This is a genomic window from Promicromonospora sp. NPDC052451 (assembly GCF_044547525.1).
In the GTDB taxonomy this organism is placed as follows: domain Bacteria; phylum Actinomycetota; class Actinomycetes; order Actinomycetales; family Cellulomonadaceae; genus Promicromonospora.
Window position 1 is genome coordinate 129,583 of the sequence record NZ_JBIUAP010000015.1, and the last position, 24,319, is coordinate 153,901.

Genomic DNA, 24,319 nt, shown 5'->3' on the forward strand with positions numbered 1-24,319 from the left:
ACGGTTCAGCCGCGCAGCGGGCCGCCTCGGGCGTCCAGACGGTCCAGCAGCCGGGGGAGGACGTCGCCGAGCCGCAGCCCGTCGTGCTCGAACTCGTTGGTGACCCACGGCTCCACGTTGCCCACGTGCGCGGCGGTCTCCAGCGAGAGCGACGCGTCGACGAACATGTCGTCGAAGTACACGGCGGCCTCGACGGGCACCTCGTTCTCCGCGAGCCGGTGCAGGTCGTACAGGTCGCGCCAGTCCTGCCGCTCCGCGAGCGCGTGGGCGGCCGCCTCGAACGGCCGCAGGGTCTTGATCTCGGAGAACATCCAGGGGTAGATCATCTCGCCGGTCAGCAGCAGCGGCCGGGCCGACTCGTCGAACGCGGGATCGGCGTCGCGCACGGACTGGGCGGCCCACGCCGTCGGGCCGGTGTGGGACTGGGCGTAGATGGACTCGTGCAGCACCGCGTACAGCGGGTTGGTGGCGAACGAGGTCTCGGCCGCGACCGTGGCCAGGAACGTGTCGCTGAGCGGCCCGCCGTGCGGGGAGTCGAACGCCTCGTCGACGATCCAGTGCACCCGCTCGAAACCGGGCTGCATGCCGAAGTCCATGCCGAGGGTCTGGAAGCGACGCGTGGTCAGGACGTCCCCGCCGGGCTCCGTGACCCCGCCCGAGGCGAGCCGGTCGGCGATCTGCCCGAGGGTCTTCACGGCGTGCGGGTAGCGCGCGCGGAACCGCTCGTTCTTGGCCACCACGCGCGGCTGGGTGCGCTCGTAGACCTCCCGGGCCGACGCCGTCAGCCCGGGCAGGCCGCCGGTGACGAGGCTCGCCGCCAGGCCTTCGGGGGCGAACGAGAGGTACGTCATGGTGATGAACCCGCCGTACGACTGCCCGAGCGACGTCCAGCGCCGGCCGTCGAACAGGACCTGCCGCACGTGCTCGGCGTCGTGCACGATGTTGTCGGCGCGGAAGTGCGACAGGTACTCGGCCTGGTCCTGCGCCGAGCCGAGCGCGCCGAGCGTCGCCGCCCGGACGGGCGTGGACCGGCCGGTGCCGCGCTGGTCGAGGAGGATCACGCGGAACCGCTTGAGCGCCTCGCCGACCCAGCCCTCGGGGCCGGTGGGGCGTGGCCCCTTGCCGCCCGGGCCGCCCTGGAGGAAGACGAGGAGCGGCAGGTCCTCGGTGCGGCGGGCCGGGTCCACCAGCTCGCGGGCGAAGACGGAGATGGCGGGGGAGCCGTCGGGCTGGGACCAGTCCAGCGGGACGTCGACGGAGTGGTCGGTCACGTGGACGCCGGGGAGGGAGTAGCTGATGGGCACGGGGCAACGGTATCGGGGCGCGGGGATCCTTCAACCACGACCCGTCGGGGTCCTGCGTCGATCCGGCCTCGACGTCGGCTGGCCGGCGCTCAGGGGGGTGCGCAACGTGATCGCACACGTCTACGACGGCGTGGACGACGAGCTGGTGTGGCGCGCGCTGGAGAAACGCGTGCCGCAGATGATCGAGCAGCTCGTCGACCGGGACGGGCGAGCGTTGCAAAAATAGAGTAGCTGCTCTAATAATTGAGGTATGACGACCACCCCGGTGCGCCAGCCGCCCGCGCTCCCCGTCCTGATCGGCCTCGGCACGCTCGCCCTCGGCCTCGTGCTGGGCTGGTTCGCGTCGCCCCTGGCGGGTGGGCTGGCCGGGCTGATCGACGCGACGCCGCTGCCGGTGCCCGGCGTGCTCCGGCTGGTCGAGTCGCTGTCCCTGCCGTGGTCCCTCGGCATCCTCGGCGGCCTCGGTCTCGTGGGCGGAGCCTTCCTCGCCATGGTCACCGTGGGCGAGGCGCCGGTCCTGACCGTGGCGCGTGACCACCTGGAGCACGAGCAGGAGGAGCGGGCCGCCTGGGTCGAGCGCTCGGACGTCGGAGCCGTGTTCCGGGACCGGAGCGACCTGGTGCTGCTGCGGCCCGACGGCGGTCTGCGTGCCCGGCTGGACGTCGACACCCTGCCCGCCGCCCGGGTGCGCGACGCACTGGCGGAGCACGGCTGGCCGTGGTCGGAGGCCGACCCGCACGAGCAGCGGTTCGAACGCTGGGTCGACGGCCGGCCGGGGTTCACGGCGGCCGAGCACGAGGTGCTGCGCCGTCGGCTCGCGGAGCGCAAGGACGCTGTCGCACGCCGGGCGGCGGACGAGGAGCTGGACGCGCTCGGGCTCGTGGCGCGGCTCCGGGACGACCGGCTCCAGGTCCGTCGCACGGCGTCGGCCGCGGGGGGTTCGCGTGGCACGGACCGTTGATCCCGCACGGCACGAGGCCCGCCGGCTCGTCATCATCGACGCCGCGTTCACCGTCTTCGCCGAGCGGGGGTACGACGGCGCCACCACCGCCGCGATCTGCCGGCAGGCGGGCATCGGGTCGGGCACGTTCTTCCACTACTTCCCGACGAAGCGGGACGTGCTGCTGGCGATCCTGACGCTCGGCGTGGCCGAGGTGCGGGAGCGCGCCGAAGCCTATGCGGGACGGACGGATGCGCTCGGCGTGCTCCTCGACGTCGTACGGCGCGGCGCCGAGGATGCGGCAGACCCCCGGATGCCCGGGTTCGTGCGCGCGGTGGGCGGCATCATGCAGCAGCCGGACGTCGCGGCGATGCTGGAGGAGGACGCCCGGGCGCAGCGCGAGCTGATGCTGCCGTGGGTCGAGCGGGCGCAGCGGGCGGGGCAGATCCGGGCCGACCTCGGGCCCGAGCGGATCGTCTCGTGGCTCTACCTGCTGACCGACGGGTTCCTCGGCCGTGCGGCGTCGGAGGACGGCTTCACGGTCGAGGCCGAGACGGAGACGCTGGTCGACGCCGCCCGTCGCTTCCTGGCCCCCTGACGCGGCAGACGCCCAGGTCACCGGGGTGACCTGGGCGTCTGGCGGTGCTCCGGACGTCTTCGCTACTGGACGTCCTCGTCGACCCAGTCGAAGGTCTTCGTGACGGCCTTCTTCCAGCTCCGGTACAGGCGGTCCCGTTCGGCCTCGTCCATCGCCGGTTCCCAGCGCCGGTCCTCGGCCCAGTTGGCGATCACGTCCGACTCGCCCTGCCAGAAGCCGACGGCGATACCGGCCGCGTAGGCGGCGCCGAGCGCCGTCGTCTCGGCGACCACCGGGCGGACGACGGGCACGCCGAGCTGGTCGGCCTGGAACTGCATGAGCAGCTCGTTGGCGACCATGCCGCCGTCGACCTTGAGCTCCGTGAGGTCCACGCCGGAGTCGGCCTTCATGGCGTCCATGACCTCGCGGGTCTGGAACGCCGTCGCCTCCAGCGCGGCGCGCGCGATGTGGTTGCGGTTCACGTACCGGGTCAGGCCCACCAGCGCACCGCGCGCGTCGGGCCGCCAGTACGGCGCGAACAGGCCGGAGAACGCCGGCACGAAGTAGGCGCCGCCGTTGTCCTCGACCTTGCGGGCGTACCACTCGACGTCGGGTGCGTCCGCGAACAGGCCCAGGTTGTCGCGCAGCCACTGCACCAGCGAGCCCGTGACGGCGATGGAGCCCTCCAGGGCGTAGATCGGCGCGGCGTCGCCGATCTTGTAGCAGACCGTGGTGAGCAGGCCGTTCTCGGAGGGCACCTTCTCCGTGCCTGTGTTGAGCAGCATGAAGTTGCCGGTGCCGTAGGTGTTCTTCGCGGTGCCGACCTCGAAGCACGCCTGGCCGAACGTCGCGGCCTGCTGGTCGCCGAGGATGCCCGCGATGGGGACGCCGGGCACCATGCCGCGCGGGCGGCCCTTGCCGTACACCTCGGAGGAGGAGCGGATCTCCGGCAGCATCGACAGGGGGATGCCCATGTCGGCGGCGATGTCCTCGCGCCAGGACAGCGTGTCGAGGTCCATGAGCATGGTGCGCGACGCGTTCGTGACGTCGGTGACGTGCACGCCGCCGTCGGGCCCGCCGGTCATGTTCCACAGCACCCACGCGTCCGTGTTGCCGAACAGCAGGTCGCCGCGGTCCGCCGCCTCGCGGGCGCCCTCCACGTTGTCGAGGATCCACTTCACCTTGGGGCCGGAGAAGTAGGTGGCGAGCGGCAGGCCCACCACCGACTTGTACTTGTCGGGGCCCTCGGAGCCGCCGAGCTCGTCGACGATCGCCTGCGTGCGGGTGTCCTGCCACACGATCGCGTTGTAGACGGGCTTGCCCGTGGTCTTGTCCCACACCACCGTGGTCTCGCGCTGGTTGGTGATGCCCACGGCGGCGAGGTCGGTGTGGTTGAGGTTCGCCTTGGTCAGGGCGAGCCCGACCACCTGGCGGGTGTTGTCCCAGATCTGGTCGGGCTTGTGCTCCACCCAGCCGGCCTTCGGGAAGACCTGGTCGTGCTCGATCTGGCCCGTGGACACGATGGTCCCGGCGTGGTTGAACACGATCGCCCGGGTGCTCGTGGTGCCCTGGTCGATCGCGAGTACGTAGTCAGCCATCGGAAGAGACTCCCTTGTCCATGTCGTGGTCCGTGTCGAGGATGCGGCTACAGGGCCGCGATGAGCAGGCCGCCCAGGGCGCCGCCGACCAGCGGGCCGAGCACCGGGACCCACGAGTAGGCCCAGTCGCTCCCGCCCTTGCCCGGGATGGGGAGCAGGAAGTGGGCGATGCGCGGACCGAAGTCACGCGCCGGGTTGATGGCGTACCCCGTGGGGCCACCGAGGCTCGCACCGATACCGAGCACCAGGAGCGCGGCGGCCAGCGGTCCCATGTCCCCGGGCCAGTTCGCGAACGACAGGATGACGAAGACCAGCATGAACGTCGCGATGGCCTCGGTGACGAAGTTCCAGGCGTACGACCGGATCTCCGGACCCGTGGAGAAGACGCCGAGCTTGACCGCCGGGTCGGCGTCCAGGTCGAAGTGCTGCTTGTACGCCAGGTACGCGAGGACGGCGCCCACGAAGGCACCGACGAGCTGCGCGGCCCAGTAGACGAGCATGTTGCCGAAGGTGGCGGCGATGCCGGGGCCGAACTCCTCGGCGCCGCTGGTGAGGATGCCGAGCGTCACCGCCGGGTTGATGTGCGCGCCGGACTTCAGCGAGACGAACACACCGGCGAAGACCGCGAGGCCCCACCCGAAGTTGATCATCAGCCAGCCGCCGTTGAAGCCCTTGTTCTTGGGGAGGATCGCGTTGGCCACCACGCCGGCGCCACCGAGGATCAGGATCATGGTGCCGAGGAACTCGGGCACCACGATGTCCGTGAATGCGTTCATCGCTGACTCGCTCTCTGCCGACAACGCTGTCGGCGTACGGGGGTGAACCCGGCGGCTCCACAGGGGTAGCTCGTCGGCGGACTAGTGGGGATGTACTGGTCGGTCTCCTTGGTTGCTTGCGTGACCCCGGGGCGCGTGGTCCCGGGGTGTCTCAGCCCCGGAGCGGCTGCATCGCCGCCACGTCCGGGGTCGTCTGACGTGCCTGCTCGGCGGCCTCGTCGTCGGGCGCCTCCTCCGCGTGCCGCTCGGCCTCGATCCGCGCCTGCCACGACCGGACCTCGCGCTCCGTGTCGGACGCGTCCCAGCCGAGCAGCGGCGCCACGATCGAGGCGACCTCCTCGGCGGCCTCCGTGCCGCGGTCGGGGACCTCGTAGACCAGGCGGGTGCGGTGCGACAGCACGTCCTCCAGATGGAGGGCGCCCTCGTGGCTCACCGCGTAGTACACCTCGGCCCGCAGGTACGCGGGGGCGTGCTCCAGCGGTACGGCGAGCGACGGGTCGGCGTCGCACAGCTCGACGATCTCGGCCAGGTTGGCGCCGTACCGGTGCAGCAGGTGGTCCAGCAGCGGGGGAGCCCAGCCGAACCGCTTGCCCCAGGTGCGGGCCTGGCGCTGCACGGCCCGCAGGCCGACGGCGCCCGTGAGCGGGATCTGGTGCGTGATCGACGGGAGGGCGGCCGCGCGCTGACCGATCGCGAAGTCGACCGCGTCCTTGGCCATGACCCGGTACGTGGTGAGCTTGCCGCCCGCGATGACGGTCAGGCCCGGCGTCGGGGAAGCCACCGTGTGCTCGCGGCTCACCTTCGCGCTGCTGGTGCCGGCCTTGGTGCCCGGCTGGAGCAGCGGGCGCAGGCCCGCGTAGGTGCCGATGATGTCTTCCCTGCTCAGCGGGTGTGCGAGGACCGCGTTGGCGTGGTCCAGCACGTAGTCGATGTCGGCGCTGGTGGCCACGGGGTGGGTCGGGTCGAGGTCCCACGGCGTGTCCGTGGTGCCGATGATCCAGTACCGGCTCCACGGGATGACGAACAGCACCGACTTCTCGGTCTGCAGGATGAGCCCGGCGTTCCCGCGGATGCGCTCGCGCGGGACGACAAGGTGCACGCCCTTGCTGGCGAGCACCCGCAGGCCGCCCTCCGACCCGGCCAGGGCCTCGGTGTCCTCGGTCCACACGCCCGTCGCGTTGATGACCGAGCGGGCCCGGACGGTGATCTCCTTGCCGCTCTCCAGGTCCACGACGACGGCGCCGTTCACCGCACCCGTCGCACCCTGCGTGAGGCTCACGACCTGCGTACGGCTCGCGGCGTGGGCGCCGTAGCTCGCGGCCGTGCGGATGAGGGTGGCGACCAGGCGGGCGTCGTCGACCGAGGCGTCCCAGTACTGCACCGCGCCGACGGCGGCGTCGTGGGCCAGGTCCGGGAACTTGGCCTCCATCTGGGCCTTGCTCAGGTGCCGGTGGAACGGCATCGGACGGCGGCCCGGTGTGAGCGTCGCGAGCACGTCGTACAGCGCGATGCCCGTGCCCACGTAGGCCCGCTCCCAGACGCGGTGCTCCAGCGGATACAAGAACGGGACCGGTCGCACCAGGTGCGGTGCGAGGTCCCGGAGGAGCAGGTCGCGCTCGGTGAGCGCTTCGTGGACCAGCTCGAAGTCGAGCATCTGCAGGTAGCGCAGGCCGCCGTGGACCAGCTTGCTGCTGCGGCTGGACGTTCCCTGCGCCCAGTCCTGCGCCTCGACCACGGCGGTGGACAACCCGCGCGTGACGGCGTCGAGCGCTATGCCGGCGCCGGTGACGCCGCCCCCGATCACCAGGACGTCGAGCTCGGCCGAGGGGCTCACGCTGGCCTCGAGGGCCGCCAGCGCTTGCGCCCTCGCATCTGCGGTCAGGCGTGTGGATGCCATGCGCCAAACTCACCACGCATTCCGCTACTTGGCAAGACCTTTGCCCTGCGGGTCGGGGTGTGGTGGGATGTTCTCTTGCTCACTTCCTGTTCAGGGTGGGTTTTCGCCAGGCGTTTTGCCTGGAATTGTGCGCCGGCGGGCGGTGGGGACGGCAGCGGTGCGGCGCGGTGTCGCGCCCCGGCCGTAGTGTGGCGCCGTGACGACACCCGAGGCGCCCGCTGCGCCCGTGATCCGGCCTGCTCTCCCCGCCGACGTGCGGACGATCCGCGACCTGGTCGAGCCGCTCAGCCGCCGGCGCATCCTGCGGCCGTACGAGATGGTCGGCTACTACGAGGCGGTGCAGGAGTTCCTGGTGGCGACCGACCCGGCCGCGCCCGCGGACGCCCCCGCCGTCGGGTGCGGGGCGCTGCACGTGATGTGGGACGACCTCGCCGAGGTGCGCACGCTCGCGGTGCACGAGGACTGGCGCGGTCGCCGGGTGGGTCACGCCCTGCTGCAGGCGCTCGTCGAGCGGGCCCGTGCGCTCGGGCTGCGCCGGGTGTTCTGCCTGACCTTCGAGGTCGAGTTCTTCGCCGCGCACGGCTTCCGCGAGATCGACGGCACCCCCGTGACGCCGGAGGTCTACACCGAGCTGCTGCGCTCGTACGACGAGGGCGTGGCCGAGTTCCTCGACCTGGCACGCGTCAAGCCCAACACCCTCGGCAACTCGCGCATGCTCCTGGAGCTCTGACCGCCACAGGGACCGGCGCCCCGGCGAGCGGGGGCTACCGCGGCAGGTGGAGGCGGTCGGCGTCGTCCTGCTCCGCGAGCCCGTCCTCGACGAGGCCCGCGATCGCGCGGTCCAGCTGCGCCCGGTCGGGCCACAGGGTCGCGAGCAGGGCCCGGGCCACGGGCTCGTCCGCCTGGCGCAGCTCGGCCATGACCCGCCCGCGCGCCTGCCGGTCGGTACCCGCCCAGGCCTGCGTGCGGCGCTTGTCGGCGTGGGCGTCCGGCGGCGAGCCCGCCCTGCGCCAGGCGCACAGCCCGGCGACGGGGCAGGCCGTGCACCGCGGTGCCTTCGCCGTGCAGACCAGCGCGCCCAGCTCCATCGAGGCGGCGGCCCAGCGCGCGGCCCCGGCGTCGTCGTCCGGCGCGAGGACGGTCGCCAGCGCCCGCTCGGCCGCGGTGTACGACGGCGCGGGGAGCGCCACCCCACCCACCGCCCGGGCCAGCACCCGCCGCACGTTGGTATCCACCACGACCGACCGCAGGCCGTACGCGAACGCCAGCACGGCGGCGGCCGTGTACTCGCCGACGCCGGGCAGCGCCCGCAGCTCGTCCTCCGTACGCGGCACCACACCACCGTGCCGCTCGACGATCGCCCTCGCGCACTCCTGGAGCCGCAGCGCACGGCGCGGGTAGCCGAGACGACCCCAGGCCCGCAGCACGTCCGCGGTCGGGGCCTGCGCGAGGTGCGCCGGCGTCGGCCACTGCTCCAGCCACGCCCGCCAGGCCGGCTCGACCCGGACCACCGGGGTCTGCTGCAGCATGACCTCGCTGACCAGCACGCCCCACGGCGTCCGGTCGGGCGCGCGCCAGGGCAGGTCCCGCGCTGCGCCGTCGAACCAGCGCACGACGCCGGAACGCAGCTCGTCGTGCCGTGTCTCCTCCACAACCGTCACGAGCCCTCATCCTGCCGCACGACGCACCGTGCGCGACGTCCGGGGGCTCTGCGCGGGGCTTCACCCGGTACCAGGTGAAGTAGGACACGTGACCGACTCGGCGGCGCGGCTGCGACCCGGGCCGCGGGCGGCGTCGTATTTTGGAGGCACGGATCGTGGTGACGCGAAGCGTCATCGCACGTCAGGACGTATCAGCAGGGGGATCAGCAGGTGGTCAGTGCACCGGAGCGGGCCGAGCGGGCTCCGGGCCCGGACATGGACCAGGGGCCCGGGGGCAGGCGTCCGCGCCGGCGCGGACGCGCGATCGCCGTGCTGGCGGTGCTCGCGCTCGGCGGCGTCGGGGTCGCGGTCACGTGGCCGCGCGCCGAACCGTCCATCGTGTCGGACAAGGTGAACCCGCCGTCCCCCGTGGACCCGAACGCCGCCGCGTCGCCCTGCACGGCCGAGGACCTCGACGTCGGGCTCGCGGCCGACCGCCTCGCCGTCACGCCCGGGGAGCCGGTGCGGTTCACCGTGTCGGTGCGGAACGAGGGCGAGGTGCAGTGCCTCGTCGACGCTCCCCGGCGGAACCTCGCCGTGACCGTCTACCAGGGCGAGGTGGGCGAAGCCACGGCGAAGAGGGTGTGGTCGTCCGCCGACTGCGCCGACGCCGAGGAGGAACGACTGCTGCTCCTCGGCCCCGGCGACGTGGACGTCACCGAGACGAGCTGGTCCGACGCCCGTTCCGTGCCCGGCTGCGAGCCCGGTCAGCCCCGGCTGTCCGCCGGCGAGTACACCGCGCAGGTCACGCTCGCCGACGTGGAGGGTGCGACGAGCGACGTCGTGCGGCTGACGTACACGGTGCCGGAACCCAGTGGGTCGCCGTCGCCGTCAGCGTCGGGGTCGGCGTTGCCGTCGGGGTCGCCGTCTCCGTCGGCGAGCGAGCCGGGAGAGGCGGGAACCGAGCCGGGCGAGGACGCCGGGTCGGAGCGGGACTCGTCGGAGGCCGACGCGTCGGAGGGGGACTCGTCGGAGGGGGACGCGTCGAAGAGGGACGCAGGGCCGAGCGAGAAGTCGGCCCAGTCCTGAACCGCCCCGAACCGTCCGTCCGGTTCGGCGCCGGGACCCGACGGGTCAGGTCGCAGCTCCGGCGGTCCCCGCCGCGTCAGACGTAGCGTTCCAGGATGCTCGACTCCGCGAGGCGCGACAGCCCCTCGCGGATCGTCCGGGCGCGCTGCTCGCCCACACCGTCGACCGACATGAGGTCGTCCACGCTGGCCGCGAGAAGCTTCTGCAGGCTGCTGAAGTGGCCCACGAGCCGCTCGATGGTGGAGCTCGGCAGCCGCGGCACCTTGGACAGCAGCCGGTAGCCGTGCGGCGCGACGGCGGCGTCGAGCGCGTCGCCACCGCCGGGCAGGTCCAGGATGCGGCCGATCTGGCTCATGTCGAGGAGCTGCTGCGACGTGAGCGCGGACAGCTCGGACTGCACGTCGGCGAGCGTGCGGTCCTTGCGGCCCAGCACGTAGTCGCGGATCACGAACTCCCGGTCCGAGCCGACGTCGCCGATGAGCTCGTCGAGCTGCAGCGCCAGCAGACGGCCGTCCACCCCGAGCTCGATCACGTAGCCCGCGATCTCGTCCGAGATGCGCCCCACCATCTCCAGGCGCTGCACCACGGAGCAGACGTCGCGCACCGTGACCAGGTCCTCGATCTCCAGCGCGGACAGCGTGCCCGACACCTCGTCGAGGCGGGCCCGGTAGCGCTCCAGCGTCGCCAGGGCCTGGTTGGCGCGGCCGAGGATGGTGTCCGAGTCCTCCAGCACGTGCCGCTGGCCACCCACGTAGAGCGCGACGATCCGCATCGACTGGCTCACGGAGATCACCGGGAAGCCGGTCTGCTTGGCCACCCGCTCTGCCGTGCGGTGCCGGGTGCCGGACTCGGTGGTCTCTATCGTCGGGTCGGGCAGGAGCTGCACGGCCGCGCGCCGGATGCGGGTGGCGCCGCGGTCGAGCACCACCGCGCCGTCCATCTTGGACAGCTCGCGCAGGCGCGTCGCGGAGAAGTCGACGTCGAGCGCGAAACCGCCGGAGCAGATCTGCTCCACGATCGGGTCCAGGCCGAGCACGATGAGCGCTCCGGTCCGGCCGCGCAGGATGCGTTCCAGTCCGTCGCGGAGCTCGGTCCCGGGCGCGACGGCGGCCAGGGTCTCCCGGAGCAGCTCGTCAGGGTGCGAGGAGGTCGTGGCCACGAAGAAATCCTACGCTGTGCGCTGGGTCACAAGCAGTTCGTTTCACGAACCGGTCACGCCCCGTCCATCCTCCTGTCGTCTCCGCGACCCGTGGACTGGGCCCACTCCACGGCGTCGCGGATGTGCGCCGCCTCGACCAGGCGGAGCCCGTCGGGTGCCTTGACACCGGTGCCGTGCGGCACGACGGCGTGCTCGAACCCCAGGCGTGCGGCCTCGCCGAGCCGGCGCTCCAGACCGGCGACCGGGCGCAGGTCCCCGGCCAGGCCCACCTCGCCGATGGCGACGGTGGCACCGGGCAGCGGCCGTCCGGTCCGTGCGGACACCAGGGCCAGGGCGGCAGCGAGGTCCGACGCCGGCTCCGTGATCCGGGCGCCACCCACCGTGGAGGCGTAGACGTCCTGGTCGGCGAGCCGCAGCCCGCCGTGCCGGTGCAGCACCGCCAGGATCATGGCGAGCCGGCTGGAGTCCACGCCGCTCGTCGCGCGGCGCGGGTTGTTCAGCGGGCTGGGCGCCACGAGACCCTGGACCTCGACGGCGAGCGGACGCCGTCCCTCCAGCGTGACCGTGATGCACGACCCCGCGATCCCCGAGCCCGCGTGCGACAGGAACAGGCCCGACGGGTCGGGCAGCCCGACGATGCCGTCCTCCGACAGGTCGAAGCAGCCCACCTCGTCCGTGGGGCCGTACCGGTTCTTCACCGCGCGGATCATCCGCAGGCGGGAGTGCCGGTCGCCCTCGAACTGGCAGACCACGTCGACCAGGTGCTCCAGGGTGCGCGGACCGGCCACCGAGCCGTCCTTCGTCACGTGCCCCACCAGGATGGTCGGGATCTGGCGCTCCTTGGCCACGGCGATCAGCGCGGCGGCGACCTCCCGGACCTGCGACACCCCGCCGGGGGCGCCGTCCACCTGCGCGGACGCGATGGTCTGCACCGAGTCCACGATGAGCATGTCCGGCTGGTTGGCCTCCAGGTGGCCCAGCACCGTGCCCAGGTCGGTCTCGGCCGCGAGGAGCAGGGTGGGCGACAGAGCACCGATGCGCTCGGCGCGCAGCCGGACCTGACCGGCCGACTCCTCGCCGGTCACGTACAGCACGGTGCGCGGCGACTCGAAGCCGTCGCGGCCCAGGGCGCCGTCGGCCACGTTGCTGGCGACGGCGAGCAGCAGCGTGGACTTGCCGACGCCCGGCTCGCCCGCGAGAAGGATCACGGCGCCGGGCACCAGGCCGCCGCCCAGCACCCGGTCGAGCTCGCCCACACCCGTCGGGTTGGCGCGCGCCGACTCCACGTCGATGTCGGCGATGGGCCGTGCAGGCTCGCGTGCGGGGGACACGGCAGCGGTGCGCGGGCCCGACGGCGCCGCCCCCTCCTCGCTGACCGTGCCCCACGCCTGGCACTCCCCGCAGCGGCCCACCCACTTGACGGTGGTCCAGCCGCACTCGGTACAGCGGTACGCGGGCCGGGCCCGCTTGGAGGTCGATGAGGTCACGGCGTCACGGTACGTGCCACCACTGACACGGGCCGGGACGGGCACGCGTGCGGGCCCGGGGTCCCGGCCGCGTGCCTCCGCGCGAATGTCGGTGCCGCGACATAAGGTGCCGACTGAGCCCGCGCCGTACCCGGCGGCAGGGGCACAGCGGCAGGAGTGCAGGGGAGCCAGACATGACGGACCAGCGTGTGAGGTCACCGCGTACCGGTGCCACCGCATCGGTCGCGCCCAGGAAGGCGTCGCCCGCGGTGTACCGCCGTCGCCGGCTCGTCGTCGTGGTCGGCCTGCTCGTCGTCGTGCTCGCGGTGGTGCTCGTCGCCGGCTTCGTCTGGCCGGGTTTCTGGCGTGCCGAGCAGACGCCGCAGCCGGTCCCCACCGTGACGGTCACCGCCCCGGTCCCCACCCCGACGGTGAAGGCGATGGAGCGCGCCTCCGACGAGACCGCCTTCCAGAAGGCGCTGCCGTCGTCGGTGCTGCAGTTCGCGCTCGGGTCCCTCGGCGAGGCCGAGGAGCCCAAGGAGCAGGGCGCGCTGGAGGCGTGGAACGCCGAGTACACCGACGGCGACCAGGGCGAGGTGGCGCTCGTCGCGGGCCAGTGGGCCACGTCCGAGGAGGCGGCCACGGCGGCCGCGGCCTGGACCAAGGCCGCGGGCGAGGCCGACCGCGAGGGCGACGTCAAGGTCGGCAAGAAGGTCGTGGGCCAGTACGCGATCGTGCCGGCGGACGGCGGCACGGCCGTGGTCGTCTGGCAGAACGGGACCGCTGTGCTGCAGGCCACGGGCCCGGCCGACACGATGGAGGACTTCTACGCGGCGTTCCCGCTGTGACCCCGCTGGGGGAGAATGACGGTGTGAACCAGCGACTTGCGGTGCTCGGTGCCGGGAACATGGGTGAGGCGGTGCTCGCGGGGGCACTGTCGGCGGGCTGGGCGGCGTCCGACGTCGTGGCCACCGTGCGGACCGAGGCCCGCGCCCAGCATCTTCGTGAGACGTATCAGGTGGCGACCACGAGCGACAACGTCGCCGCGGTGCGGGGTGCCGGCCTGGTCCTCGTGGGTGTGAAGCCGAAGGACGTCGGTGCGCTGCTCGACGAGGTCGCCCCGGCGCTGGACCCGGCGGCCGTGGTCGTCACGGTCGCGGCCGGGCACCCCACGACGTTCTACGAGGAGCGGCTGCCCGCCGGCATCGCCGTCGTGCGGACCGTGCCGAACACGCCCGCCGCGATCGGCGCCGGCATCACGGCGATCGCCCCGGGCGCGGCAGCCACCGAGGCGCACCTCGCCGCGGTGGAGCACCTGCTCGCGGGCACGGGCGCCGTGGTGCGCGCGGCGGAGAAGGATCTCGACGCCGTCACCGCGATCTCCGGGTCCGGCCCTGCGTACGTCTTCTACGTGGCCGACGCGCTCGCCGAGGCCGGCGTGCTGCTGGGGCTGACGCGCGACGTCGCGCGCCGGCTCGCGACGCAGACGCTGCTCGGCGCGTCGCGGCTCATGGAGGAGTCCGGCGAGCACCCGGTCCTCCTGCGGGAGCGCGTCACGTCACCGGGGGGCACGACGGCGGCCGCGCTGCGGGCGCTGGACGACGGCGGTGTGCGCGCGTCGTTCCTGGCAGCCGCCGCCGCCGCGCGTGACCGCGCCCGGCAGCTGGGTGGATGATTCCGCCGTGACCATCTCTCGACCCGCGACGACGCGGCCGCCGGCCATGGCCGACGTCGCCGCGCTGGCGGGCGTGTCCCACCAGACCGTCTCCCGGGTGCTCAACGGGCACCGGAGCGTGCGCCCGGAGACGCGCGAGAAGGTGCTGGAGGCCATCGCCGAGCTGGGCTACCGCCGCAACAGCGCCGCGCGGGCGCTGGTCACGGCGCGGTCGACCACGGTGGGCGTGGTAACCACGGGGTCGCCGCTGTTCGGCCCGTCGAGCACGCTGATCGCCGTCGAGGAGGCCGCGCGCGAGCAGGGCTGGTACGTCAGCGTCGCGACGCTGCGCCGCTACGACGCCGCGACCCTGCACGACGCGCTGGAGCACTTCATGGACCAGGCGGTCGAGGGCATCGTGGTCATCGCGCCGCACACCGACGTGGCCGAGGCCGTGGAGTCGTTCCGGGCGCCCGTGCCCGTGGTCCTCATCGCCGCCCGCGAGCTGCGGCCGGACGTGCCGGTGATCCCGCTGGCCGTCGACCAGCGGGCGGGTGCGCGGCTCGCCGTCGAGCACCTGGTCGAGCTCGGGCACCAGCGGATCCTGCACGTCGCCGGACCCCGGGACTGGCTGGACGCCGTGCAGCGCGAGGACACCTGGCGTGCGGTCCTGGTCGAGCACGGCCTGCCCGTGCCCGAACCGGTGGTCGCGAGCTGGACCGCGGACAACGGCTACACGACGGGTATCGACCTCGCACAGCGCATCAAGGCCGGCGACGGCCCGACGGCCGTCTTCGCGGCCAACGACCAGCTCGCCCTCGGGCTGCTGCGCGCCTTCTGGGAGTCCGGCCTGTCGGTGCCCGACGACGTGTCAGTGGTCGGCTTCGACGACGTCGCGGGCTCTGGTCACTTCATCCCGCCGCTGACCACTGTGCGGCAGCCGTTCGTCGCCCTGGGGAGGCGGAGCGTCGCGTTGCTCCTCGCCGCCGTCGACGGCGGCGACCCGGCGGCCGAGCTCATCGCGCCGGAGCTCGTGGTCCGCCGGAGCGCGGCCGCACCGCGGCGGTGAGGACACCGGCACCCGGCGTCAGGCTGCCGGGCGTCCGGCTGTCGGGTGCCAGGCTGTCGGGTGCCAGGCTGCCGGGAGTCCGTCCGGCGCGCTGACGAGCCCGCCGACGGGGCGTTGACACGTCCGCGAGGCAGTGGCAGAGTCGCGGGCCACGGGATGTTCACGTTCACATTCCGCTATCGGGTGATGTCGCCCGATGTTCCCGGACATCGACGTCCAGGTGAGTCCGGACACTGTCGTCCGGAGAAAGGGGGTGCGCCGGTGCCTGGTCGTCGCCTGCCGAGCCGCCGCGTGTCCGCGGCGGGCTGGACCTTCGTCGTGCCGTTCCTGGCGGCCTTCGCCTTCGCGTTCCTCGCGCCGGTGCTCTACTCGCTCTACCTCAGCCTCTTCCGCAACCAGCTCATGGGCGGCAACCGCTTCGTGGGCCTGGACAACTACTCGGCCGCGCTCACCGACCCGAAGTTCTGGGACGGCGCCGGCCGCGTGCTGCTCTTCCTGGTGGTCCAGGTGCCGATCATGCTCGCCGTGGCCCTCGCCGCCGCGCTCGTCATCGACAGCGGGCGGCTCTTCGGCAAGCGCTTCACCCGGATCGCGCTGTTCGTGCCCTACGCGGTGCCCGGCGTCGTCGCCGTGCTCATGTGGGGGTTCCTGTACGGCGACCGGATCGGGCTCGTCGGGTGGATCAACGACGCGCTGGGCTCCGACCTGCTGGCCCCGTTCTCCAGGCCATGGCTGCTCGTCTCGATCGGCAACATCGTGACCTGGGAGTTCGTGGGCTACAACATGCTCATCCTCTACTCGGCGCTCCGTACCGTCCCGGGCGAGCTCTACGAGGCGGCCGCGATCGACGGCGCCGGGCAGTGGCGGGTGATCACCGCGGTGAAGCTCCCGGCGCTGCGCGGCGCGCTCGTGATCGCGACGATCTTCTCGATCATCGGCAGCTTCCAGCTCTTCAACGAGCCGAACATCCTCAAGGTCCTGGCGCCGACGCTCATCTCGTCGTCGTACACGCCCAACATGTACGCCTACAACCTGAGCTTCCTGGGCCAGCAGGTCAACTACGCGGCGACCGTCGCGATCATCATGGGCGTGCTCACCGCGGTGATCGCCTACGTGGTCCAGCTCCGCGGCACGAGGGGGGACGGCTGATGGCGCACTCGTTCGCGCGGCCGCGCAGGTCCGTGGTCCTCACGGTGCTGATGGCGGGACTCGTCGTCTACTCGCTGGCGCCGCTCTGGTGGCTGCTGGTCAGCTCGACCAAGACGCAGGAGGCGCTGGCCGGCTCCTTCGGCCTGTGGTTCGCGGGGCCGTTCGCCCTGTTCGACAACATCGCCGCGGTGCTCACCTACCAGGACGGCGTCTTCGTGCGCTGGTTCGGCAACACGGTGGTCTACGTGGTGGCCGGTGCCGGCGGCGCCACGCTGCTGGCGACCCTCGGCGGCTACGGCCTGGCGAAGTACCGGTTCAAGGGCCGGTCGGCGGTGTTCGCGACGATCATCGGCGCGGTCGCCGTGCCGGGCGCGGCCCTCGCGGTGCCGACGTTCCTCATGTTCAGCGAGCTCGGGCTGACCAACACGATGTGGTCGGTCATCCTGCCCACCCTGGTCTCACCGTTCGGCCTCTACCTGATGTGGGTGTTCGCCACGGAGGCCATCCCCACGGAGCTGCTGGAGGCCGCCCGCGTCGACGGGGCGAGCGAGTGGCGCACGTTCTTCACCATCTCGTTGCGCCTGCTGGCACCCGGCGTCGTCACCGTCGCGCTGTTCGCGATCGTCGCGACGTGGAACAACTACTTCCTGCCCCTGATCATGCTCTCCGACCGTGACCTGTTCCCTCTCGCCATCGGGCTCGCGAGCTGGAACGCGGATGCGACCGGCGTGGGCGCCACACCGGTCTTCCACCTGGTCATCACGGGTGCGGTGCTCACCATCCTGCCGATCGTCGTGGCGTTCCTGCTGCTGCAGCGCTACTGGCAGTCCGGTCTGGGAGCCGGGGGTGTGAAGGGATGAACGGTTGCGTCAAGGACCTCAAGGAGGAGGACTCATGAGCATCACACGGAACGGGCGGATCACGGCAGGAGCCGTCGTCGCCGTGCTGGCCACGTCGCTGACGGCCTGCTCGGCAGGCGGCGGCGGTGGCGGCGGGTCCGACGAGGGCGCGACCGCCGAGGAGATCGAGGCGGCCCTCCAGGAGGGCGGCACCATCGACTACTGGACGTGGACGCCGCAGGCGGAGAAGCAGATCGAGGCCTTCGAGGCGGCCTACCCGAACATGACCGTGAACCTCACGGACACCCAGGGCGCGGAGGAGCACAACACGGCGCTCCAGAACGCGATCGCCGCCGACAAGGGCATCCCCGACGTGGCCCAGCTCGAGTACCAGTCGGTGCCCCAGTTCCAGCTCCCGGGTCAGCTCACCGATCTGACGGCCTACGGGCTCGGCGAGCACGAGGACCTGTTCACGCCGTCGACGTGGGGCGCGGTCGCGCTGGCCGACGGGCTGTGGGGCCTGCCCCAGGACTCCGGCCCGATGGCCCTGTTCTACAACGCCGACGTCTTCGAGGAGAACGACCTCGTGGTGCCGACCACCTGGGACGAGTACGTCGAGCAGGCGCGGAAGCTGAAGCAGTCCGACCCCGAGAAGTTCCTGTTCAACGACGACGGCAACGGGCCGGGCGGGGTCACCTCGATGATCTGGCAGGCCGGCGGCAAGCCGTTCCAGGTGGACGGCGACACCGTCACGATCGACCTCGCCGACGAGGGCACGCAGAAGTGGGCGGAGACGTACCAGCAGCTCCTCGACGAGGACCTGATGTCGAACATCACGGGCTGGAGCGACGAGTGGTACCAGGCGCTCGGGGACGGCACCATCGCGTCGACGATCGTCGGCGCGTGGATGCCCGGCATCTTCGAGGACGGCGTGCCCGGCGGGGCCGGCGCGTGGCGCGTGGCGCCGATGCCCACGTACGACGGCACGCCGGTCAACGCCGAGAACGGCGGATCGGCCGACGTGATCCCGGCCGGCGCCGACGACAAGCTGCTTGCCGCGGGCTTCCTCCAGTGGCTCAACACCGATCCGGAGAGCATCCAGGCGTTCCTGGACACGGGCGGGTTCCCCGCCACGGTCGCGGAGCTGGGCTCCGAGGAGTTCCTCGGCTACGAGTCGGAGTACTTCGGCGGGCAGAAGATCAACGAGGTGCTCGCGGCCGGCGCGGGCGACGTGGTGGAGGGCTGGCAGTACCTGCCGTGGCAGTCGTACGCGAACAGCATCTTCTCGGACACGGTGGGGCAGGCGTACCTCGACAAGTCGTCGCTGCTCGACGGGCTCGCGGCGTGGCAGGAGGAGAACGTGCGGTACGGGCAGGAGCAGGGGTTCACGGTCAACGGCTGACGCCGCTCGCGCCGGGCTGAGGTCGGTCCCTTGCGGGGGCGGCCCCGGCCGGTTCGGTCCTCTGCCTCGAGATCGGTCACTTGATGGACCGATCTCGAGGCAGACGGCCGAACTGGTGGCAGCGGGGGCCGCGACGGGCCGATCTCAGCGGGAGCGGGCCGATCTCGGGCGGGAACGTGCCGATCTCAGCAGGAACGGGCGATCTCAGCAGGGCGGGTTCCGGTCACCCCAGGTTCCGGTCACCCCGGGTGCCGTCGGCCACGGGTGCCGGGGTCTGCGCCCGGCCCTGTCCCGATTCTTGCGGGCCGGCTGTCGTAACGTATCGTGTGAGCGCTAACATCGCCCTCGGCGGGATGCTCTCGCCGTGGTGAACGACGACCACACGAACGACGCCCCGCGACGGTGCGGGCAGGACGGAGCGGCCAACGATGGCGGAGCGGCAGGACGACGCGGCGGGGCTCACCGGTCTCCGGGAGGCGATCGAGCAGGGACGGACCGCCCTCGGCATCGAGCTCGGTTCCACCCGGATCAAGGCGTGCCTCGTCGGTCCCGGCAACGCGCCGCTCGCCAGCGGCAGCCACGACTGGGAGAACCAGCTCGTCGACGGTGTGTGGACCTACTCGCTGGACGCCGTCTGGTCCGGTCTGCGGGACGCCGTGTCCGGTCTGCTGGACGACGTCGAGCGGCAGTACGGCGTGCGGCCCACCACGTTCGGCGCCATGGGCGTCTCGGCGATGATGCACGGCTACCTCGCGTTCGACGAGGCGGACGAGCTGCTGGTGCCCTTCCGCACCTGGCGCAACACGAGCACCGAGCGGGCCGCCGTCGAGCTGACGAGCCTGTTCGGGTACAACATCCCGCTGCGCTGGTCGGTCGCGCACCTCTACCAGGCGATCCTCGACGAGGAGCCGCACGCCCCGCGGGTGCGGCACCTCACCACGCTCGCCGGCTACGTGCACTGGAGGCTGACCGGGCAGCAGGTGCTCGGCGTCGGCGACGCGTCCGGCATGTTCCCCGTCGACGCGGCCACCACGGACTACGACGCCCGCATGCTGGCGCAGTTCGACGAGCTCGTGGCCGGACGCGGTACGGACGCCGACGTCGCCGCCCTGCCGGCCGTCGCCGACCTGCTGCCGCGGGTCCTGCCCGCCGGCGCCGACGCCGGCGCGCTCACGGAGGAGGGCGCCGCGCTGCTGGACCCGACCGGCACCCTCCGGCCGGGCATCCCGCTGTGCCCGCCCGAGGGTGACGCGGGTACCGGCATGGTCGCGACCAACTCGGTGGCGCCCCGCACCGGCAACGTGAGCGCCGGGACGAGCATCTTCGCGATGGTCGTCCTGGAGCGTCCGCTGGAACGGGTGCACGAGGAGCTGGACCTGGTCACCACGCCCGCGGGTGATCTCGTGGCGATGGTGCACTGCAACAACGGCGCCAGCGAGCTGGGTGCCTGGGCCGAGATGTTCGGCCAGTTCGCGGCCGCGCTCGGGCAGCCCGCCGACCCGGGCGCCGTCTTCGAGGCGTTCCTGCGCTCCGCGCTGGACGGCGACGCCGACGGCGGTGGCCTGCTCGCCTACAACTACCTGTCCGGCGAACCCATCACGCACCTGGAGGCCGGGCGCCCGCTGTTCACGCGGACACCCGACAGCCGGCTCACGCTGGCCAACTTCGCGCGGACCCAGGTCTACAGCGCGTTCGGCACGCTGAGCCTCGGCATGCGCGTGCTGGCCGAGGAGCAGGTGGGGCTGGACGCGATGTTCGCGCACGGCGGCATGTTCAAGACGCAGGGCGTGGCCCAGCGCCTGCTGGCCGCCGCGCTGGGCGCCCCGGTGGCCGTGGGCCGCACGGCGGGCGAGGGTGGCGCCTGGGGGATCGCGGTGCTGGCCGCCTACCGGGCGGCCGCACAGGGTGCGCCCGCACCCGCGCAGGACCTGGGCGCCTGGCTGGCCGCCGAGGTGTTCGCGGACGCCGAGCTCGACGTCGTCGAGCCGGACGCCGGCGACGTGGCGGGCTTCACCGCCTTCCTGGAGCGCTACAGCGCCGGTCTGGCGATCGAGCGCGCCGCCGTCGCCGCCCTCCGTACCCGAGAGACGACACAGGAGAACGACTGATGACCGGCAAGACCCTGACCGACTACCCGCAGGCGGTACGGGACGAGGTGGCGCGCGTCCGCGTGGTCGTCTCGGACCTGCACGCCGAGCTGCCGCGCTGGGGCCTGGTGGTCTGGACGGCGGGCAACGTGTCCCAGCGCGTGCCCAACCCCGCCGTGCCGGACGGCAGCGCCGACCTGTTCGTCATCAAGCCGTCGGGCGTGTCCTACGACGACCTCACCCCGGCGGACATGGTGGTCTGCGACCTCGACGGCACGCTCGTGGACGGCACGCGGTCGCCGTCGTCCGACACCGCGGCGCACGCCTACGTGTACTCGCACATGCCCGAGGTGGGCGGCGTCGTGCACACGCACTCGACGTACGCGACCGCCTGGGCCGCGCGCGGCGAGGAGGTGCCGTGCGTGCTGACGATGATGGCCGACGAGTTCGGCGGTCCCGTGCCGGTGGGGCCGTTCGCGATCATCGGTGACGACTCGATCGGGCGGGGCATCGTCGAGACCCTGAAGGGCCACCGCAGCCCCGCCGTGCTGATGCAGAACCACGGCCCGTTCACCATCGGCAAGGACGCGCGCGCCGCCGTCAAGGCCGCCGTCATGGTCGAGGAGGTGTCTCGCACGGTGCACGTTGCCCGGCAGCTGGGCGACCCCCTGCCGATCGAGCAGCAGCACGTCGACTCCCTCTACGACCGCTACCAGAACGTCTACGGCCAGCAGGCCGGTGTCACCACGGAAGGACAGGCATGAGCACCAAGCCCTACGCGGACCGCGAGGTCTGGTTCCTCACGGGGAGCCAGGACCTCTACGGCGAGGAGACCCTGGCCCAGGTCGCGGAGCAGTCCCAGGAGGTCGCCCGGGCGCTGGACGCGTCCTCGGACGTGCCGGTCACGATCGTGTGGAAGCCGGTGCTCAAGGACTCCGGGTCGATCCGCCGCGCCATGCTCGACGCCAACGGCGACGACAAGGTGCTCGGCGTCATCACCTGGATGCACACCTTCAGCCCCGCCAAGATGTGGATCGCGGGCCTGGACGCCCTGCGCAAGCCGCTGCTGCACCTGCACACGCAGGCCAACGTCGAGCTCCCCTGGGACGAGATCGACATGGACTTCATGAACCTCAACCAGGCCGCGCACGGCGACCGCGAGTACGCGTACATCGCCACGCGGCTCGGCGTCGCGCGGACCACGGTCGCGGGGCACGTCTCCAACCCGGCCGTGACCCGCCGGGTGGGTACCTGGGTGCGCGGGGCGGCCGGCTGGGCCGCGACGCACGAGCTCACGCTGGTCCGGTTCGGCGACAACATGCGCAACGTCGCGGTCACCGAGGGCGACAAGACCGAGGCCGAGCTGCGGTTCGGCGTCTCGGTGAACACCTGGGGCGTGAACGAGCTGGTCGCGGCCGTGGACGCCGTCGAGGACGCCGCGATCGACGCCCTGGTCGCCGAGTACGAGGCGAAGTACGACGTCGCCCCCGAGCTGCGCGCCGGTGCCGAGCGGCACGACTCGCTGCGGTACGCCGCGCGCCAGGAGATCGCGCTGGAGGGCTTCCTGGAGGCGGCCGGCGCCAAGGCGTTCACCACCAACTTCGAGGACCTCGGGGCGCTGCGCCAGCTCCCCGGTCTCGCGGTGCAGCGCCTCATGGAGAAGGGCTACGGCTTCGGCGCCGAGGGCGACTGGAAGACGGCGGTGCTCGTCCGCGCCGCCAAGGTGATGGGGCTGGGTCTGCCGGGCGGCGCGTCGCTGATGGAGGACTACACCTACGACCTCACGCCGGGCTCCGAGCTGATCCTCGGCGCGCACATGCTGGAGGTCTGCCCCACGCTGACCACCTCGACGCCGCGCATCGAGATCCACCCGCTCGGCATCGGCGGCAAGGAGGACCCGGTCCGCATGGTGTTCTCCGCGGACGCCGCCGAGGGTGCCGTCGTGGTCTCGCTCGCCGACATGCGCGACCGGTTCCGCCTGACCGCGAACGTGGTCGACGTCGTCACGCCGCCGCGCGACCTGCCGAACCTGCCGGTGGCACGGGCGATGTGGGCGCCGCGGCCGTCGTTCGAGGTCTCGGCCGAGTCCTGGCTGACGGCGGGCGGTGCGCACCACACGGTCATGTCGACCGCCGCGGGCATCGAGGCGTTCGAGGTGTTCGCGGACATCGCGCGCACCGAGCTGCTGGTCATCGACGAGGACACGACGCGCCGCGGCTTCGCCGACCAGGTGCGCCACAACGCGGCGTACTACCGCCTGTCGCAGTCCCTCTGACCTCCCCCGCCCAGACAGGACCAGGGCGAGACAGCACCAGGGCGAGACGGAACCCAGGCGCGCTCACGCGCTCCGCGTTCCGTCTCGCCCTGGTTCTGTCTCGCGCCAGTTCTACCTCCTTGTGCTGCCCGCCTTGTGCTGCCTCGCCCTGTGCTGCCTCGCCCTGTGCTGCCTCGCCCTGTGCTGCCCGCCTTGGTTCGAGGAAGGGGCGGTTTCGTTACTCGAATGTGACGTGGGTCACTCTGTCGGCACGCCGATGTGAGCGCTAACATTTCGTCGGGCACTACGCCGCTAGCCCTCGCACGATGCCGTGCGAGATCTCAAGGAGGAGACATGGCACGCAGGACCCTGACCCGTACCGTTCTGGCCGCCGTGTCGGTGGCCACACTGTTCACCCTCGGCGCCTGCAGCTCGGACGCCGGCACCCAGACCGGCGGTGGCGGCGAGACCGGCGCCGCCGCTGACGACGGCGTGATCACCCTCGGCTTCTCCCAGGTGGGCGCCGAGTCCGGGTGGCGCGCCGCCAACACCAAGTCGATCCAGGACACGCTCACCGCGGAGAACGGCTTCGACCTCAAGTTCTCCGACGCGCAGCAGAAGCAGGAGAACCAGATCCAGGCCATCCGCTCGTACATCACGCAGGGCGTGGACGTCATCGCGTTCTCCCCGGTGGTCGAGACCGGCTGGGACGCCGTCCTCCAGGAGGCCAAGGCCGCGGGCATCCCCGTGATCCTCACCGACCGCGCCGTCGACTCCAGCGACGAGACCCTCTACGAGTCGTTCATCGGCTCGGACTTCGTCAAGGAAGGGGAGATGGCCGGCGAGTGGGCCGTCGAGCAGTACGACGGCGAGGGCTACCAGGCCGTCGAGCTCCAGGGCACCACCGGCGCCGCGCCCGCGATCGACCGCAAGGAGGGCTTCGAGTCCGCCATCGCGGGCTCCGACATCGAGATCATCGACAGCCAGACCGGCAACTTCACGCGCGCCGAGGGCAAGACCGTCATGGAGGGCTTCCTCAACGCCCACGACGACATCGACCTCGTCTTCGCGCACAACGACGACATGGGGCTCGGCGCGATCGAGGCCATCGAGGCCGCCGGCCTGACGCCGGGCGAGGACATCAAGATCATCACGATCGACGCCGTCAAGGACGGCATGCAGGCGCTCGCCGACGGCAAGATCAACTACATCGTCGAGTGCAACCCGCTGCTCGGGCCGGACCTGGCGGAGATCGCCCAGAAGGTCATCGCCGGCGAGGAGGTGGAGAAGCGCATCGTCGTCCAGGACGAGGCGTTCGACCAGGAGGCCGCCAAGGAGGCGCTGCCCACCCGCGAGTACTGACCGTTCGACGGGGTGGGGCGGGTGTCGCGGCGCCCGCCCCGCCCCGGCATCCGCAGG

General features: G+C 72.2%; 22 protein-coding genes. 15 read left to right on the plus strand and 7 right to left on the minus strand.

All coding sequences use genetic code 11. The features are described 5' to 3' along the window. Window positions 1-5: 5 nt before the first annotated feature. Window positions 6-1,304: an alpha/beta fold hydrolase gene (locus ACIG47_RS22645; protein WP_397433307.1), complete on the minus strand. Its 1,299-nt coding sequence runs from the start codon at window positions 1,302-1,304 to the stop codon at window positions 6-8. Here ACIG47_RS22645 and ACIG47_RS22650 point away from each other — a divergent pair. The 3 genes from ACIG47_RS22650 to ACIG47_RS22660 are packed head-to-tail and all read left to right on the plus strand — an operon-like array spanning window position 1,297 to window position 2,842. Continuing rightward, entirely contained in the window at window positions 1,297-1,530 is a 234-nt protein-coding gene (locus ACIG47_RS22650; protein ID WP_397433308.1) for a DUF86 domain-containing protein, read from the plus strand. The genes ACIG47_RS22645 and ACIG47_RS22650 overlap by 8 nt on opposite strands. Window positions 1,531-1,554: 24 nt before the next feature. Then, window positions 1,555-2,265: a hypothetical protein gene (locus ACIG47_RS22655; protein WP_397433309.1), complete on the plus strand. Its 711-nt coding sequence runs from the start codon at window positions 1,555-1,557 to the stop codon at window positions 2,263-2,265. Then, window positions 2,249-2,842, plus strand: coding sequence for a TetR/AcrR family transcriptional regulator (locus tag ACIG47_RS22660; RefSeq protein WP_397412965.1), 594 nt, complete (start codon window positions 2,249-2,251; stop codon window positions 2,840-2,842). Before ACIG47_RS22655 ends, ACIG47_RS22660 begins: the two co-directional genes overlap by 17 nt. A gap of 62 nt (window positions 2,843-2,904) precedes the next feature. On the opposite strand, the gene glpK is transcribed toward ACIG47_RS22660, so the two are convergent. From glpK to ACIG47_RS22675, 3 genes are all read right to left on the minus strand, one after another. After that, complete coding sequence (glpK, locus tag ACIG47_RS22665; RefSeq protein WP_397433310.1) at window positions 2,905-4,419, minus strand: glycerol kinase GlpK; 1,515 nt, start codon at window positions 4,417-4,419, stop codon at window positions 2,905-2,907. A 47-nt stretch (window positions 4,420-4,466) separates the two neighbouring features. Next, the gene (locus ACIG47_RS22670) at window positions 4,467-5,195 is read right to left on the minus strand and encodes an MIP/aquaporin family protein (protein ID WP_397433311.1); all 729 of its coding nucleotides are present in this window, start codon (window positions 5,193-5,195) and stop codon (window positions 4,467-4,469) included. Between the two features lie 151 nt (window positions 5,196-5,346). Further along, on the minus strand, window positions 5,347-7,092 hold the full coding sequence (locus tag ACIG47_RS22675; RefSeq protein ID WP_397433312.1) for an FAD-dependent oxidoreductase: 1,746 nt from the start codon (window positions 7,090-7,092) through the stop codon (window positions 5,347-5,349). Between the two features lie 196 nt (window positions 7,093-7,288). On the opposite strand from ACIG47_RS22675, the gene ACIG47_RS22680 reads away from it, so the two are divergent. Further along, window positions 7,289-7,822 carry an amino-acid N-acetyltransferase gene (locus tag ACIG47_RS22680; RefSeq protein WP_397412969.1) on the plus strand — a complete coding sequence of 178 codons (534 nt, stop codon included), beginning with the start codon at window positions 7,289-7,291 and terminating at the stop codon, window positions 7,820-7,822. 34 nt (window positions 7,823-7,856) lie between these two features. Here the strand turns inward: ACIG47_RS22680 and ACIG47_RS22685 are convergent, their stop codons facing one another. Beyond that, entirely contained in the window at window positions 7,857-8,753 is an 897-nt protein-coding gene (locus ACIG47_RS22685; protein ID WP_397433313.1) for an A/G-specific adenine glycosylase, read from the minus strand. A gap of 210 nt (window positions 8,754-8,963) precedes the next feature. Between ACIG47_RS22685 and ACIG47_RS22690 the strand changes: the two genes are divergently transcribed. After that, window positions 8,964-9,821 carry a hypothetical protein gene (locus tag ACIG47_RS22690; RefSeq protein ID WP_397433314.1) on the plus strand — a complete coding sequence of 286 codons (858 nt, stop codon included), beginning with the start codon at window positions 8,964-8,966 and terminating at the stop codon, window positions 9,819-9,821. Window positions 9,822-9,897: 76 nt separating this feature from the next. Here ACIG47_RS22690 and disA read toward each other — a convergent pair whose 3' ends face one another. Both disA and radA read right to left on the minus strand, forming a co-directional pair. After that, window positions 9,898-10,980, minus strand: a complete 1,083-nt coding sequence (gene disA / locus ACIG47_RS22695) for a DNA integrity scanning diadenylate cyclase DisA (protein WP_397412972.1) — start codon at window positions 10,978-10,980, stop codon at window positions 9,898-9,900. Between the two features lie 53 nt (window positions 10,981-11,033). Then, window positions 11,034-12,467 carry a DNA repair protein RadA gene (gene radA / locus ACIG47_RS22700; protein WP_397433315.1) on the minus strand — a complete coding sequence of 478 codons (1,434 nt, stop codon included), beginning with the start codon at window positions 12,465-12,467 and terminating at the stop codon, window positions 11,034-11,036. 173 nt (window positions 12,468-12,640) lie between these two features. Here radA and ACIG47_RS22705 point away from each other — a divergent pair, with 173 nt between their 5' ends. The 10 genes from ACIG47_RS22705 (at window position 12,641) to ACIG47_RS22750 (ending at window position 24,262) form a co-directional block, all read left to right on the plus strand. Next, window positions 12,641-13,294: a hypothetical protein gene (locus ACIG47_RS22705; RefSeq protein ID WP_397433317.1), complete on the plus strand. Its 654-nt coding sequence runs from the start codon at window positions 12,641-12,643 to the stop codon at window positions 13,292-13,294. Between the two features lie 23 nt (window positions 13,295-13,317). Next, window positions 13,318-14,121 (plus strand): pyrroline-5-carboxylate reductase, encoded by an 804-nt coding sequence (proC, locus tag ACIG47_RS22710; protein WP_397433318.1) that lies wholly within the window; start codon window positions 13,318-13,320, stop codon window positions 14,119-14,121. Window positions 14,122-14,167: 46 nt separating this feature from the next. Further along, entirely contained in the window at window positions 14,168-15,169 is a 1,002-nt protein-coding gene (locus ACIG47_RS22715; protein ID WP_397413059.1) for a LacI family DNA-binding transcriptional regulator, read from the plus strand. 186 nt (window positions 15,170-15,355) lie between these two features. Further along, window positions 15,356-16,318, plus strand: coding sequence for a carbohydrate ABC transporter permease (locus ACIG47_RS22720; RefSeq protein WP_397433336.1), 963 nt, complete (start codon window positions 15,356-15,358; stop codon window positions 16,316-16,318). Then, complete coding sequence (locus ACIG47_RS22725) at window positions 16,318-17,178, plus strand: carbohydrate ABC transporter permease (protein ID WP_397412977.1); 861 nt, start codon at window positions 16,318-16,320, stop codon at window positions 17,176-17,178. Before ACIG47_RS22720 ends, ACIG47_RS22725 begins: the two co-directional genes overlap by 1 nt. Before the next feature lie 34 nt (window positions 17,179-17,212). Next, entirely contained in the window at window positions 17,213-18,559 is a 1,347-nt protein-coding gene (locus tag ACIG47_RS22730) for an ABC transporter substrate-binding protein (protein ID WP_397433319.1), read from the plus strand. Window positions 18,560-18,987: 428 nt separating this feature from the next. Then, window positions 18,988-20,667, plus strand: a complete 1,680-nt coding sequence (locus ACIG47_RS22735) for a xylulokinase (RefSeq protein ID WP_397412979.1) — start codon at window positions 18,988-18,990, stop codon at window positions 20,665-20,667. Then, a complete protein-coding gene (locus tag ACIG47_RS22740; protein WP_397433320.1) occupies window positions 20,667-21,410 on the plus strand; it encodes an L-ribulose-5-phosphate 4-epimerase in 744 nt (247 codons plus the stop codon). The genes ACIG47_RS22735 and ACIG47_RS22740 overlap by 1 nt, the downstream gene beginning before the upstream one ends. Then, window positions 21,407-22,921 (plus strand): L-arabinose isomerase, encoded by a 1,515-nt coding sequence (araA, locus tag ACIG47_RS22745; RefSeq protein WP_397433322.1) that lies wholly within the window; start codon window positions 21,407-21,409, stop codon window positions 22,919-22,921. Before ACIG47_RS22740 ends, araA begins: the two co-directional genes overlap by 4 nt. A 333-nt stretch (window positions 22,922-23,254) precedes the next feature. After that, the gene (locus ACIG47_RS22750) at window positions 23,255-24,262 is read left to right on the plus strand and encodes an ABC transporter substrate-binding protein (protein ID WP_397433323.1); all 1,008 of its coding nucleotides are present in this window, start codon (window positions 23,255-23,257) and stop codon (window positions 24,260-24,262) included. Window positions 24,263-24,319: the final 57 nt, after the last annotated feature.